At 75.6% G+C, this 13,712-nt stretch carries 7 protein-coding genes and 1 pseudogene; 3 read left to right on the top strand and 5 right to left on the bottom strand.

Annotated elements, in window-relative coordinates:
• Window positions 1–39: 39 nt before the first annotated feature.
• Window positions 40–657, bottom strand: coding sequence for a hypothetical protein (locus ACQEVU_RS39120; protein ID WP_433332789.1), 618 nt, complete (start codon window positions 655–657; stop codon window positions 40–42).
• Between the two features lie 34 nt (window positions 658–691).
• Here ACQEVU_RS39120 and ACQEVU_RS39115 point away from each other — a divergent pair, with 34 nt between their 5' ends.
• Window positions 692–1,627 carry an aminoglycoside phosphotransferase family protein gene (locus ACQEVU_RS39115; RefSeq protein WP_433332787.1) on the top strand — a complete coding sequence of 312 codons (936 nt, stop codon included), beginning with the start codon at window positions 692–694 and terminating at the stop codon, window positions 1,625–1,627.
• Between the two features lie 7 nt (window positions 1,628–1,634).
• Here the strand turns inward: ACQEVU_RS39115 and ACQEVU_RS39110 are convergent, their stop codons facing one another.
• Together ACQEVU_RS39110 and ACQEVU_RS39105 are read right to left on the bottom strand one after the other, a co-directional pair.
• Window positions 1,635–4,265, bottom strand: a complete 2,631-nt coding sequence (locus tag ACQEVU_RS39110; RefSeq protein WP_433332785.1) for a putative bifunctional diguanylate cyclase/phosphodiesterase — start codon at window positions 4,263–4,265, stop codon at window positions 1,635–1,637.
• A 93-nt stretch (window positions 4,266–4,358) separates the two neighbouring features.
• A complete protein-coding gene (locus tag ACQEVU_RS39105) occupies window positions 4,359–7,286 on the bottom strand; it encodes a LuxR C-terminal-related transcriptional regulator (protein WP_433332783.1) in 2,928 nt (975 codons plus the stop codon).
• 63 nt (window positions 7,287–7,349) lie between these two features.
• Here ACQEVU_RS39105 and ACQEVU_RS39100 point away from each other — a divergent pair.
• Window positions 7,350–8,114, top strand: a pseudogene (locus tag ACQEVU_RS39100) (PP2C family protein-serine/threonine phosphatase); the annotation flags it as partial.
• A 455-nt stretch (window positions 8,115–8,569) separates the two neighbouring features.
• Here ACQEVU_RS39100 and ACQEVU_RS39095 read toward each other — a convergent pair.
• Window positions 8,570–9,700, bottom strand: a complete 1,131-nt coding sequence (locus ACQEVU_RS39095; RefSeq protein WP_433332781.1) for an FAD-dependent monooxygenase — start codon at window positions 9,698–9,700, stop codon at window positions 8,570–8,572.
• 62 nt (window positions 9,701–9,762) lie between these two features.
• On the opposite strand from ACQEVU_RS39095, the gene ACQEVU_RS39090 reads away from it, so the two are divergent.
• The gene (locus ACQEVU_RS39090; RefSeq protein ID WP_433332779.1) at window positions 9,763–10,272 is read left to right on the top strand and encodes a TetR/AcrR family transcriptional regulator; all 510 of its coding nucleotides are present in this window, start codon (window positions 9,763–9,765) and stop codon (window positions 10,270–10,272) included.
• A gap of 697 nt (window positions 10,273–10,969) precedes the next feature.
• Here ACQEVU_RS39090 and ACQEVU_RS39085 read toward each other — a convergent pair.
• Window positions 10,970–13,624, bottom strand: a complete 2,655-nt coding sequence (locus tag ACQEVU_RS39085; RefSeq protein ID WP_433332777.1) for an MGH1-like glycoside hydrolase domain-containing protein — start codon at window positions 13,622–13,624, stop codon at window positions 10,970–10,972.
• Window positions 13,625–13,712: the final 88 nt, after the last annotated feature.

The raw sequence follows: 13,712 nt of genomic DNA, 5'->3' as shown, positions 1-13,712 counted from the left end.
CCGTCGAGGTGTCGGTCGACATCGACGCGAAGGACTGAGCTACTTGTTCTTGTCGACCTCGATCTCGGCCCGGGCCTGGGGGAGCAGCCGGTCCGCGTCGGCGGCGGCGCCGAAGAAGAAGTAGATGATGCCGGTCGCGTACTCGTCGGCCCACAGGCACAGGGTGGTCGGGGTCGCTCCGGCGGTCGCGTCCGCGCACCGGCCCGCGCCCCGCGCCCCGGCGTCGACCGGCCGGAACCGGTACTTGGCGAAGCCCTGCGCCGCCACGTCGTCCAAGAACGCGGAGGGGTCGCGAATGTCGGCGGTCGACGCGGCGAAGAGCATCACGTTCTTCTTGCCGGTCGTGCCGTAGGCGCCGGAGACCGTGGTGCGGCCGGACTCCGCGCCCCACGCGTTGCCCACCTTGGCGCCCTGTTCCTTGATGCCGGCCTCGGTGGCGGGGGCCCGGCCGAGCAGCGTCTTCGGCTGCGCGACGGTGTACGCGACCACCTCCGCCGCGGCCGGCGTGGCGACCGGCGCCGCCGACGTGGGCGACGCGGGCGTCGGCGCGGGCGCGGCGGCCGATGACGCCGGGCCTGCCGCGGCGGAGGACGGGGCCGCGGGCTCGCCGCCGCAGCCGGCCAGCGCGATCATCCCGACCGCCAGAACGCCCACCATCGCTCGCACCGCGGGAGGCTAGCATGATCGTCCGATGGGTGACCTACACGACTACGTGAGGACGGAGATCACCGCGGAGCTGGTGCGGGATCTGGTCCGCGACCAGCACCCCGACCTCGCCGACCGGCCGGTCCGGCTCGGCGCGCGCGGCTGGGACAACCAGCTGTGGCGGCTCGGCGACGACCTGGCCGTGCGGCTGCCCTGGGCGACCGACTCCGCGGACGCGCTGCTGCGCAAGGAGCACGCCTGGCTGCCCGAGCTGGCCCCGCGCCTGCCGCTGCCGATCCCCGTCCCGCAGCGGCTCGGTGAGCCCTCCGAACGGTTCCCCCGGACCTGGATCATCACCACCTGGGTTCCCGGCGCACCCGCCGACCAGGTACCCGTCACGCGCGCGGCGGAGGCGGCGGAGTCCCTCGCCGCGTTCCTGACGGCGCTGCACCGGCCCGCCCTCGGCGGCGCGCCCGCCGGGCGGGGCCGCGGCGGGCCGCTCGCCGAGCGGGACGAGCCGTTCGCCAAGGGGCTGGCCGCCGCCACCGAGCTGGGGCTGGTCGACGATCCGGACGCCGTCCGGGCCGTGTGGGACGACGCGCTCGGCGCGCCGCCGTGGGCGGGGCCGGCGCTGTGGATCCACGCGGACCTGCACCCGGCCAACGTGCTCACCCGGGACGGCACCCTCTGCGGCGTCATCGACTTCGGGGACCTCTGCGCGGGCGACCCGGCGTACGACCTCGCCGCGGTGTGGCTGCTGCTGCCGGACGGCGCCGCCGGCCGGTTCTACGCGGCCTACGAGCCGAGGGCGGACGCCGCCACCATGCGCCGCGCCCGCGGCTGGGCGATGGCCCGCGCCCTCAGCGGCATCCTCATCGGCGACGCCGGCGTCAACGGCCGTCCCGGCGGCAAGGCCACCTGGGGGCCGCCCGCCCGCGCCGCCCTGCAACGCCTCGTTGCCGACGGGCCGGGAGGCCGATAGGGCCCGGCTACAGCATCGGGGTGCGGTAGCGCTCCAGGTAGGCCTCCACGTGCTCGGCGTGGTCGGGCGGGCAGATGATGAAGCCCTGGCCCAGCGGGCAGGCGGCGGCGCGCACCACGTCCACGTGGGACTGCGTCTCCAGTCCGCACGCGATCACGTCGATGCCGAGGCGGCGGGCCAGGCCGACGACGACGTCGACGATCGGGGTGGCCGTACCGTCGCGGCCGGGGTGCTCGCTGAACAGCGCCTGGTCGATCTTCAGCACGTCGATGGGCAGGCGGCGCAGGTGGGCCAGGGCCGTGGGGCCGGTCCCGAAGTGGTCCAGGGCCGTGCGCACGCCCAGGGCGCGCAGGCCGGCCAGCTGCTCGACGGCGTGGGCGTCGTCGGGGAGGGCGGCCTCGGCGACCTCGACGACGAGGGACTCGGCCGGGACGCAGTGGGTGTCGACGGCCGTGGCGACCGCGGCGAGCCAGCCGTCGCCGGCCAGCTGGGCGGCGGTGACGTTCACCGACACCCACATGGGGCGGCCGTCGCGGTGCCAGCGGGAGAGCTGGCGGCAGGCGCGGTGCAGGACCCAGGTGCCGATCTCGTCGGCGATGCCGCCGCCGATCTCCTCGGCGATCGGCAGGAACTCGGCCGGGGGGATCGCGCCCAGGCGCGGGTGGCGCCAGCGCAGCAGGGCCTCGGCGCCGACGGGGGAGCGGGTGGCGAGGTCGGCGACGGGCTGGAAGACGAGGTCCAGCTCGCCGCGGCCGACGACGCCGGGCAGCTGCTGCTCGATCTCCGTGCGGCGCAGCAGTACGGCCTCGAACGACTTGTCGTAGCACTCGACGCGGCCGCCGTCGCGGGTGCGGGAGAGCTGCCGGGCGCGGCGGCGGGCGACGTCGGCGTGGCGCAGGGCCTCCTCGGGGGTGCCGGCGCCCTCCAGGTCGGCGACGCCGGCGTCCGCGGACAGGTGCACGGTCAGGCCGGGGAGCAGGAACGGCTCGGCCAGGGCGGTGGCCAGGCGGGTGGCGAGGGCGAAGGCGGGTACCAGCCGGGCGTCGGTCAGGACCGCGAACGCCGCGTCGCCGAGGCGGGCCGGCACGTCGTCGCGGCCGGCGGCGGTGCGCAGGCGGCGGGCGGCCTCGATCAGCACGGCGGTGGCGACGGCGGGGCCGTGCAGGCCGGCGATGCTGGCGTACCGGTTGAGCTCCAGAACCAGCAGCGAACCGCTGGGCCGTGCGGAGGCCGCGGCGACCAGGCGGCGGCGGTTGGCCAGGCCCGTCTGGTCGTCGGTCCAGGTGACCTCGTCGAGGCTGCGCTGCAGCTGGGCCCGCTCGCCGACGTCGCGGACGTGCACGACCAGGCCGGCGACCTCGGGGGCCGAGCGCTGGTCGCTGACCGTGGACTCGGTCTCGCGCCAGTGGCCGAAGCCGTCGCGGAGGCGGGCGTGGACGAGGACGTGCTGGCGGCCCTCGAGGACGGTGCGCAGGGCGGCCGCGGCCGGTGCGGCGTCGGCCGGGTGCAGCAGGTCGGTGAACGGGCGGGCCAGGGCGTCCTGGTCGGACAGGCCGAACTGGCGGGCCGCGGCGGGGGACTGCCAGCGCACGACGAGGTCGGCGTCGAGCACGATCGCGACGTCGGTCGAGCCGGCGACGAGGGTGCGGAAGCGGGCCTCGCGGCCGGCGAGCGTGCCGGCGTACCGCCGGATGTCCCGCGCGGCCAGCATCTCCCGCACGGCGAGGGCGGCGAACGCGCCGACCCCGAGGGCGACCGAGGTGCCGTCGAAGCGGCCGCCGGTGAGCAGGTGGAACGCCGACACCGCGACGGCCAGCAGCGCCGGGCCGATGAGCAGCGGGTAGCCGGCGAACGAGCCGCCCTCGTCGACGGCGTGGGGGCGGGTCGGCTCGTCGTCGGCGCGGCGGGCGCCGGCGGTGATGAGGAAGGGGCCGGCGACCATCGCCAGGCCGGCCGGGACGAGGCCGGCGGTGACCGCGGCGGGCGCCGCCGTCCAGGCGCTCTCGTGGCCGAGCAGCAGCAGCGCGTACACGTCCACGCCCACGATCGACAGCGCCGCCCCGCCCGCGCAGCCCAGCGCCGCCGGCCGGTGGCGCACCGCGCGCAGCCCGGTGATGACGGCGACCGCGACGGCGACACAGCCGGCGAGGGCGACGGCGAGGCGCAGCGGCGCGGGGCCCGGCGCCGAGCGGCCCAGCGTGAGCACCCAGGCGCAGTAGAAGAGGCTGACCCCGATGCCGGTCCCGTCGAGGAGGCGGCGCAGCCGGGCACCGAGGGTCGGCGCGGTGCCCGGCAGCAGGAGGAGGCCCAGCAGGTACAGCGGCGCGGCGAGCAGCGTCGTCGCGGCCGCGACCGGGCCCGGGTCGAGGGCGGGCAGGCCGGTCACGGCGGCGCCCAGGCCGGTGATGAGCGCGCCCAGCCCGAGGAACCCGGCGCCGCGGCACGGGCCGAAGTCGCGCCGGCCGTGGTGGATGCGCAGCGCGAGCCGGATCAGCGCCCCGGCCTGCACCAGCGCCGCCGCCCCGCTCACCGCGGCGACCGCCGCGAGCCCGAGGACCGGGCCGGCGGCGGCCGCGGCGCCGAGGGCGGCGCCGGCGCAGAGCAGGACGAGCCAGAACGTGCGCGGGTTGCTGACCATCGCGTGGTGCCCGCTTTCACTTCAGGAGCGCTAGGGGTGTGCCCATCCGGTCAAACGACAGGAGCCGCCTGAGGTTACGAGCGTGAGCCGGGATCAGCGCTCCGGGGCGAGGCGGTGGCGCACGGCCCACAGCGCGGCCTCGGTACGCGAGGCGGCGCCGGTCTTGCGCAGCAGGTTGGACACGTGGACGGTCACGGTCCGCACGGAGATCCCGAGCGAGCTCGCGACCTGCTGGTTCGTCATGCCGGCGGCGAGGCACCCGAGCACCTCGAGCTCCCGCGCGGTCAGGTCGCCGCCCGCGCGCAGGCTGTGCAGCAGCGTCTCGGCCTCGGTGAGCCGCCAGCCGGGCCAGTGGGCCAGCAGCGCGACCGCGCGCTCGGCGTGCCGCCGGGCCTCGCCGGCCTTGCCGAGCCGCAGCAGCGCGTGCGCGACCGCCGTGTGCACGGCCGCCTCCTCGGCCCGCGCCGGCACCTCGTCGTCGCCGGCCCCGTCGGCCTCGCCCCCGAGCGCGGCCGGCAGCAGCGCGACGGCCTCGGCGTCGCGCCCGGCGTACACGGCCAGCACCAGCCGCAGCCGCGCCGGCCGGTCGGCGACGCACTCCTCCACGACGGCGGCGGGCACGCCCCCGTGCAGCGCCCAGCGCGCCGCCTCGGCCAGCTGCCCCGCGTCGCACCGCCCCACACAGTCGCGCAACACTTCCGCCGGATTCGCCGGGTGTACCCCCCGAGCCGCCACGGCCACGCGCAGCACCCGGATCAGCCCGGAGTCGCGCCCCTCGGCATCGGCCCGGGCGAGCATCCGCACGGCGAGCGGGTCGTCGCCGCGCTCGAGCGCGAGCAGCCCCGCCCGCGCCGTGAACCCGGCCCGCTCCACCGGATCGCCCTCGATCGGCAGCCGCGACCACACGAGCGCCTCGGCCCGCGCCAGGTCCCCGGCGCGGATCGCGTGCGCGATGCCGAGGCTGGTGGTGCGCCCGGCGCAGAACTCGAGCCCGTACCGCCCGAGGGTCGCCATCGCCTCGTCGAACAGCCGCCACCCGGCGACCTCGCCCAGCCGCGGCAGGCTCACCACGACGAGGTTGTGCACGGCCCGCCCGATCGCCACCGGGTCGCGCTCCCGCGCCGCGAGCTGCCGCGCGGCCCGCAGCAGCGCGACCCCGCGCTCGGCGGCGCCGGTGAGCGCGAGCGCCGTGCCGAGCGTGACCGACGCCGACGCCGTGCCTGCGCCCGCCCGCTCGGCCGCGGCCAGCGCCGCCTCGGCGAGCGCCAGCGCGGACGCGGCACCCTCCATGCGCAGCGCGCTCTCGGCCTCGGCGGCGCGCTGCCGGGCGAGGGAGCCGGGCGACCCGCCGATGGCCGCGGCCCGGTCGAGCGAGCGCCGGTGACCCTCCGGTTCGCCGAGGCACCACCGTACGGCGGCCAGCATCCGGTGCGCGTCGGCCCGCTCGTCGTCGCACGCGCCGGCCTCGTTGATCCAGTCGGCGGCGTAGTCGGCCGCGAGCCCGAACCGCGCGCTCACGAACGCCGCCGCCGCACCGGCCGCCGTCAGGGCCCGCTTCTGTACGCCCACGTCGTCCGCGGTCGCGGCCTCGTCCTCCGGGCCCGGGCGGTCGGGCAGGCGCAGGCCCAGCGCGACGAGGTCCAGGGCGGTCTCGGCGAGGCCCTCGGCCAGGCACGCGGCGGCGCCGCGGACGGCGGCGGCGCGCGCCTCGGCCGTGCGCCCGAGCGCCGCCGCGTGCCGGGCCAGGGCCGCGTCGTCGCCGAGCTCGGCGGCGAGCCCCCGGGCGAGGGTGTGCACCCCGGTCCGTTCCCCCGGCATCGCCCCGGCGGCCAGCGCCTCGCGCAGCAGCGGGTGGCGGAACCGCAGTGAACCGGCCGGCGCCAGGTCCGGCGCGATGAGCAGGATGCCGAGGTCGAGCAGCCGGCGCAGCGCCGGCTCGACGTCGCCGCCGCACACGTGCACGAGCACGTCGCTCTCGACCGGGTCGCCGAGCAGCGCCGCCGCCCGCGCGACCCGCCCGACCAGCGCCGGCTCGCCCGCGACCGGCTCGACCAGCAGCCCCACCACGTGCGCGGGCAGTGGCGCGCTTGCGAGGTCGTCGGCCGTGCCGTACGCGGCGAGCAGCTCCGTCAGCCAGAACGGGTTGCCGCCGGTGCGCCGCAGCGCACCGCGGACGGTCTCGGGCGCGGGCGCGCTGCCGTACCTGGCCTCGATCAGCTCGGCCGTCTCCCGCGCGGTGAAGGGCGCGAGGTGCACCCGCCACACGGACGGCCCGCCCCCGAGCCGCCGCAGCGTCCGCGCCGCGGCGGGGGCGAAGGCCGCCTCCTGCGGCGGCCGGCTCGTGACGAGCAGCAGCGCCGGCAGGCTCTCGGCGGCCGCGGCGAGCTCGGCGACGAGCGCCAGGCTGGCCGGGTCGAGGTCGTGCAGGTCCTCGACCAGGATGATTCCCAGCCGCCCGCCGGGGTGCTCCGGGCAGGCGTCGGCGTCCGCGGGCGCCGCTTCCGGGGCGTCCTGCGGGCCCGCGCCGCGAAACTTCGCGAAATGCCGGATGAGCCCGGACCCGGGGCGCCTGGGGGTATCCGGGTCCGCCGCGGGGTCGTCGCCGAGGTCGCCGCCCGCGCGCTTCGGGGCCTCGGCGTGCAGGAGGGCGCGCACCACGTCGACGGCGGCGCGCAGGGTCGTGGCCGGGGCCAGGCGGGGCTCGGCCGCGTCCGGGGCGCCGTCGGCCGAGCGCTGGGCCAGCCGGTTGAGCAGCGACTCGTCCAGCGGGAGGCCGGCGGCCGGGCGTCCGCTGAGTACCGAAGCCAGCCAGTCATGGGGCGCGGCCCCGAGCGACCGCGCGGCGCCGCGCACGACGGGCGTCGCGGTCAGGTCGAGGCCCGCCAGAGCCTCCGCGACGAGGCGGCTCTTGCCGCTGCCGCCCTCGCCGGTGATCAATATGATGCCTGGTCGCTGCGCCTGCCACGCCTCCGTGATCTCGGCGAGCTGGGCGGCTCGGCCGATGAACGGGGCGGTTGGCATGCGGCCACGATACGCACAAGTGCGTAGAGACGCCCGCCGTCTGCATACGGCACGCTGTCACGCATGGCAGAGGGCGTGGCAGAGGGCGTGATCGACGGGGGTCATCAGCCGCTCGCGTTGCACTGGGCGGCGCGCACCGACGTGGGACTGGTGCGCAGTACCAACCAGGACTCGGTGTTCGCCGGGGACCGGCTCCTCGCCGTCGCCGACGGCATGGGCGGCATGGCGGCCGGTGACGTCGCCAGCCGGCTCGTCATCGAGGCGATGGGCCCGCTGGACGAGGAGTTCGCGGGCAACGACCTGCTCACCGCCCTGCGCACCGCCGTGTCCGACGCCAACCGCCGCATCCGCGACGAGGTCGAGGCCGACCCGGCCAAGCTCGGCATGGGCACCACCCTCACCGCGATCCTGTTCTCCGGCGACCGCATCGGCCTGGTCCACGTCGGCGACTCCCGCGCCTACCTGCTGCGCGGCGAGGAGTTCGCGCAGATCACCAAGGACGACACGTACGTGCAGCTGCTGGTCGACGAGGGCCGCATCACCCTGGAGGAGGCGGCCACGCACCCGCAGCGCTCCCTGGTGAGCCGGGTGCTGCAGGGCCAGCCGACCGATCCGGTGTACTCCGTGACCGCCGCCCGCGCCGGCGACCGCTACCTGCTGTGCAGCGACGGCCTGTCCGGCGTGCTGCGGGCCGAGACCATCGAGGAGGCCCTGCGCGAGTACGCCGACGTCGACGAGTGCGTGGAACGCCTCATCGACCTGGCGCTGCGCGCCGGCGGCCCGGACAACATCACCGCCGTGGTCGCGGACATCGTCGGCGACGACGTGCCGGCCCCGAAGGGCCTGCGCAACCGCCTGCGCTCGTGGCTCGGCCGCGACGAGATCACCGGGGCCCGCCTCCCGGCCTGAGCCGCGCCCGGTCTCCTCCCGGACTGCGTTGCGTCGCGTTGCCTTCCGCGGCCGGTGACGGGTGCGCGGGTGCCTACGTCACCGGGCCCTGCGTTGTCACCGGGCCCTGCGTTGCGTCGCGTTGCCTTCCGCGGCCGGTGACGGGTGCGCGGGTGCCTACGTCACCGGGCCCTGGGTTGCGTCGCGTTGCCTTCCGCGGCCGGTGACGGGTGCGCGGGTGCCTACGTCACCGGGCCCTGCGTTGTCACCGGGCCCTGCGTTGCGTCGCGTTGCCTTCCGCGGCCGGTGACGGGTGCGCGGGTGCCTACGTCACCGGGCCCTGGGTTGCGTCGCGTTGCCTTCCGCGGCCGGTGACGGGTGCGCGGGTGCCTACGTCACCGGGCCCTGCGTTGCGTCGCGTTGCCTTCCGCGGCCGGCGACGGGTGCGCGGGTGCCCACTCGGCGATGCGCTGCGCGGCCCGGGCCGTCGCGCTCGACGGCGTCAGCCGGGCCAGCGCCCGCACGGCCGCGCTCGCCAGGCGCCCCCGGGCGCCCGCGACCCGCCCGACCTGCCACGAGCGCCGCGCGACCAGCGCGACCCGCGGCCGCCGCTCGGCGTCGTAGCGGTGCAGCGCGTCCGCGAGGCCCGCCGCCGTACCGTTGCGGCCGTCCGGCACCAGCCCCGCGAGCGTCACCGCGTCCTCGAGCGCCTGGCACGCCCCCTGCCCGAGGTTCGGCGTCATCGCGTGCGCCGCGTCGCCGACGAGCGCGATCCGCTCCCCGAACCGCATGGGCGCCACCGGATCCAGGTCGAGCAGCGGATGATGCAGCAGCGCCGCGGCGTCGGTGGCCTCCAGCAGCTGCGGGATGGGCGCGTGCCACGAGCCGAACGCCCGCCGCAGCTCCGCCAGCTGTTCCGCTTTCGATGTGGTACGCAGCGGAGCCGGCGCCACCGCATACCAGTACACGCCCCGTCGCCCCATCGGCAGGTACCCGAACCGGAGCCCGTCCGCCCCCATCGTCTCCCCGCCCCCGGGCGCATCGCCCGGCGCGACGGCTCGCCACGAGACCTGACCGCTGTCGCGGATGCGGACCTGCGGGGCGTACCGCATCCGGATCACGCTGCCGATCCCGTCCGCGCCGACGATGAGGTCCGCGTCCAGCTCCCCCGGATCGCTCACCGCGACGCCGGTGCGCACGCGGACCCCGCCGGCGAGGATCTCGTGCAGGTCCGCCCGGTGCACGACGATCGGCCCGCCGCTGGGGTCCATCGCCACCCGGGTCAGCCAGCCCCCGCCCGCGGTGCGCAGCCCGCCCCCGACGACGGGCGCGCCCGCGCCCCGCACGCGGTCGCCGACCCCGAGCCAGTCGAGCGCGCGCAGCGCGTTGGGCCACAGCGACAGCCCCGCCCCCGCCGCCTCGAGCCTGCGCTGCCGCTCGAGCACCGTGACGTCCCACCCGCGCAGCCCCAGCCCGCGGGCCGTGGCCAGCCCGCCGATCCCGCCCCCGACGACGATCGCCCGCATATGCCCCTCGCTTCGCTGATTGCTACACCTGTAGTGACTGCTACATCTGTAGTATGCGCGTCGTGGGCGACGATCGGAAGGGCCGGCTGGCTGACGCCGCGATCGAGGTGCTCGGCACGGAGGGCCTGCGCGCCCTGACCCACCGCGCCGTGGACACCCGGGCCGGCCTGCCGCAGGGCACGTGCAGCTACCACTTCCCGACACGCAACGCGCTGCTGACCGCGACGCTGGAACGCATCGCCGAGCTGGACCTGGCGGAGTCGGCCGACCGCGACCTCGCGTCGGTCCTGACGGCGTGGTCGGGCTCCCCGCGCACGCGGGCCCGCTTCATGCTGATGCTCGACCCTCAGGCGCGCCGCGACCTGGGCGAGTCCGCCGCCCGCCTGGCCGACGCCTTCGTCGACCGCGCGGAACGGTTCATGGGCTCGCGGCCGCGGGCGCGCCTGCTGATCGGCCTGATCGACGGGCTGCTGCTGGACGAGCTGACCCGCGGGCCGGTGCCGGACGAGGAGCGCCGCGATCGCCTGGCCGCGATCGCCCAGCTCTTCCCCGCGGACTTCCCGGTCACGTGACCACGTCGCCCGGCTCGCGCACGGTGCCGCCTTCGTGTCGGCGGCTCGTCGTGGGGCTGCGCGGCGTAGGCACCCGGAGCGCGACCGCGTCCGCGCTGCCGCCGGGGTGCGGCCATGATGCCGCCGGTGCGGGACTGCACATCCGCGCTAGCGCCGCCATGCGGCCATCCGGCCTCGCGGCCATGAACCGCCGCGGCGAGTCTTGGGCCGTGAAGCCGCCGCCGCGGCGAGTCTTGGGCCGTGAAGCCGCCGCCGCGGCGAGTCTTGGGCCGTGAAGCCGCCGCCGCGGCGAGTCTTGGGCCGTGAAGCCGCCGCCGCGGCGAGTCTTGGGCCGTGAAGCCGCCGCCGCGGCGAGTCTTGGGCCGTGAAGCCGCCGCCGCGGCGAGTCTTGGGCCGTGAAGCCGCCGCCGCGGCGAGTCTTGGGCCGTGAAGCCGCCGCCGCGGCGAGTCTTGGGCCGTGAAGCCGCCGCCGCGGCGAGTCTTGGGCCGTGAAGCCGCCGCCGCGGCGAGCCTTGGGCCGTGAAGCCGCCACCGTGGGGAACGCACTAGGGGAGCGGCCCAAAAAGCGCCTTTGCCGGATTTATCTCCTGACAGGGTATAAATCCGACAAGTCGTGGCGCGGAGCGCCCGACTTGTCACAAAAGCCCCCGTTAGCGGGTCGAGCGGCCAACCGCCACCCGACCCGCACGGCCGTAGGTCAGGAGCGGAAGTCGCCCGGCGGAGGAGTGCGCAAGGTCAGGATCAGATCCAGGACCAGGGCCGTCCAGCCGGTCTGGTGAGCCGCCCCCAGCCCCGCCCCCGTGTCGCCGTGGAAGTACTCGTAGAAGAGCAGCAGATCGTGCCACGCCGGGTCGGACTGGAACAGGGGGACGTCGCCGAAGATCGGGCGCACGCCGTGCTCGTCGTTGAGGAACAGCTTCACCAGGCGGTGCGACAGGTCGTCGGCCACCGCGCCCAGCGTGGCCATCTTGCCGCTGTTCGCCGGGTACTCCACCTGCAGGTCGTCGCCGAAGAACTCGGCGAAGCGGCGCACCGCCTCGATCAGGATGTAGTTGACCGGCATCCAGATCGGGCCGCGCCAGTTCGAGTTGCCGCCGAACAGGCCGCTGGTCGACTCGCCGGGCTCGTAGCCGACCGTGTAGGCGTGGTCGCCCAGGTGAACGGTGAACGGCTCGTCCTTGTGCGCCCGCGAGAGCGTGCGCAGGCCGTAGGGGGACAGGAACTCGTCCGGGTCCAGCATGCGCTGCAGGATGCGGATCAGCTGGTCCGGGCCGACCATCGACAGCAATCGCAGCTGCTGGCCGCCGCGGCTCTTCTTCGCGCCGACCACGTCGCCGTACTCCGGCTTGTTGGTCAGGAACCAGCGTAGCCGGGCGGCGACGTCGGGCAGGCGGCGCAGGGTCGAGGAGCTGATGATGGTGGTCGCGGTGAGCGGCAGCAGGCCGACGACCGAGCGCACGCGCAGCGGGATCTGGTGGCCGTCCGCGGTGCGCAGCACGTCGTAGAAGAACGCCTCCTCCTCGTCCCACAGGCCGAACTCGTAGGCGGCGTCGGCGATGTAGGCGAAGTGCTCCAGGAACTTGGCCGCGATGTCCTCGTACACCCGATCGTGCACGGCCAGGGTCAGCGACATGTCGAGGAGGTTGAGCGCGTACATCGCCATCCAGGCGGTGCCGTCGCTCTGCTCGAGGCGGCCGCCGACCGGCAGCGCGGCCGAGCGGTCGAACGGGCCGACGTTGTCCAGGCCGAGGAAGCCGCCCTCGAAGACGTTGTTGCCCTCGGCGTCCTTGCGGTTCACCCACCACGTGAAGTTCAGCAGCAGCTTGTGCAGCACGCGGGCGAGGAAGTCGAAGTCGCGGGAGCCGTCCAGGACGAAGACGCGCAGCGCCGCCCAGGCGTGCACGGGCGGGTTGACGTCGCCGAACGCCCACTCGTACGCCGGGATCTGCCCGTTGGGGTGCATGTACCACTCGCGCAGCAGGAGCAGCAGCTGCTCCTTGGCGAAGCCGGGGTCGACGCGGGCGATGGCGACGCAGTGGAACGCCAGGTCCCAGGCGGCGTACCACGGGTACTCCCACGGATCGGGCATGGACAGCACGTCGCAGCTGTTCATGTGCCACCAGTGGGAGTTGCGGCCGTACCGGCGGGAGTCCGGCGGCGGCTCGGAGACCGGGTCGCCGGTGAGCCAGCGGGCCACGTCGAAGTGGAAGAACTGCTTGCCCCACATGAGCCCGGCGACCGCCTGCCGGACGATCATCTTCTCCTCGGCGCTCGCCGCGGGCGGGACGAGGTCCTCGAAGTACTCGTCGGCCTCGGCCCGGCGCCGGCTCATCGTCGAGTCGAAGTCGGCCTTGAGGTCGGCGGGGGCGAGGTCCTTGGCGCCGGGCGCGTTGAGGTTGAGCCGCAGCCGGATCTCGCGGGTGGCGCCGGCGGGCACGCTCAGCAGGTAGTGCAGGGCGCCCTTGGTGCCGACGCCGGCCGGGTTGACGCTGTCGGTGCCGTGGATGATGTGGTCGTTGATGCCGTCCTTGGGGTACTCCTCGCCGGCCTTGCCCCAGATCCGCGGCCCGTTGGTCTCGTTGTTGCAGAACAGCGGGCGCGGTGCCCCGTCGCCGGTCAGCGCCAGGCGGCCGAGCAGGCGGTGCTCGGCGAGCAGGCCGTTGTCCTTGGCGCGGATCTCCGGGCGGTAGTCGCGGCCGGGCAGGCCCCACGCCCACGTGTTGCGGAACCACAGCGTCGGCAGCACGTGCAGCTCGGCCGCCTCGGGCCCGCGGTTGGTGACGCGGATGCGGATGCACATGTCCGTCGGGCCGGCCTTGGCGTAGTCGACGTCGACCACCCAGAACCGGTCCTCGTCGAAGATGCCGGTGTCGACCAGCTCGTACTCGGGCTCGTTACGCCCCCGGCGGCAGTTCTCGGCGACCAGGTCGTCGTAGGGGAAGGCCCGTTGCGGGTAGTGGTAGCGCCACTGCATCCACGAGTGCGTCGGCGTGGAGTCCACGTACCACCAGTAGTCCTTGACGTCCTCGCCGTGGTTGCCCAGGTCGCCGCCGAGGCCGAACATCCGCTCCTTGAGGATGGGGTCCTGGCCGTTCCACAGCGACAGGGCGAAGCAGAACGTCTGGCGGTCGTCGCAGATGCCCGCCATCCCGTCCTCGTTCCAGCGGTACACCCGGGAGCGGGCCTGATCGTGCGGGAAGTACTCCCAGGCGTTGCCGTGCGGGCTGTAGTCCTCGCGGACCGTCCCCCAGGCACGCTCGGACAGGTAGGGCCCCCAGCCCCGCCATGGGCGCTCCCCGCTGTCGGCTTCGGCCAGCCGTCGGCGCTCGGCGTTCCCATCGTCCTCGATCACGAAGCTATTCTCCGTTGTTCATGTTTCGGTCAAGTTGAGACCCGACCATTCGACCCCCTACGTGGCATTTGTTCCTACACCACATCTC

This window comes from Dactylosporangium sp. CA-139066 (genome assembly GCF_050936175.1).
Classification (GTDB): Bacteria; Actinomycetota; Actinomycetes; order Mycobacteriales; family Micromonosporaceae; genus Dactylosporangium.
Note: the sequence above shows the minus strand (reverse complement) of the source record. Positions and strands in the feature narration are given on the sequence as shown.

Bases quoted from the DNA above. Each gene is read 5' to 3' on its own strand.
- ACQEVU_RS39105 (WP_433332783.1), bottom strand. From the start codon at position 7,286: ATGCCAACCGCCCCGTTCATCGGCCGAGCCGCCCAGCTCGCCGAGATC.
- ACQEVU_RS39120 (WP_433332789.1), bottom strand. From the start codon at position 657: ATGGTGGGCGTTCTGGCGGTCGGGATGATCGCGCTGGCCGGCTGCGGC.
- ACQEVU_RS39115 (WP_433332787.1), top strand. From the start codon at position 692: ATGGGTGACCTACACGACTACGTGAGGACGGAGATCACCGCGGAGCTG.
- ACQEVU_RS39110 (WP_433332785.1), bottom strand. From the start codon at position 4,265: ATGGTCAGCAACCCGCGCACGTTCTGGCTCGTCCTGCTCTGCGCCGGC.
- ACQEVU_RS39095 (WP_433332781.1), bottom strand. From the start codon at position 9,700: ATGCGGGCGATCGTCGTCGGGGGCGGGATCGGCGGGCTGGCCACGGCC.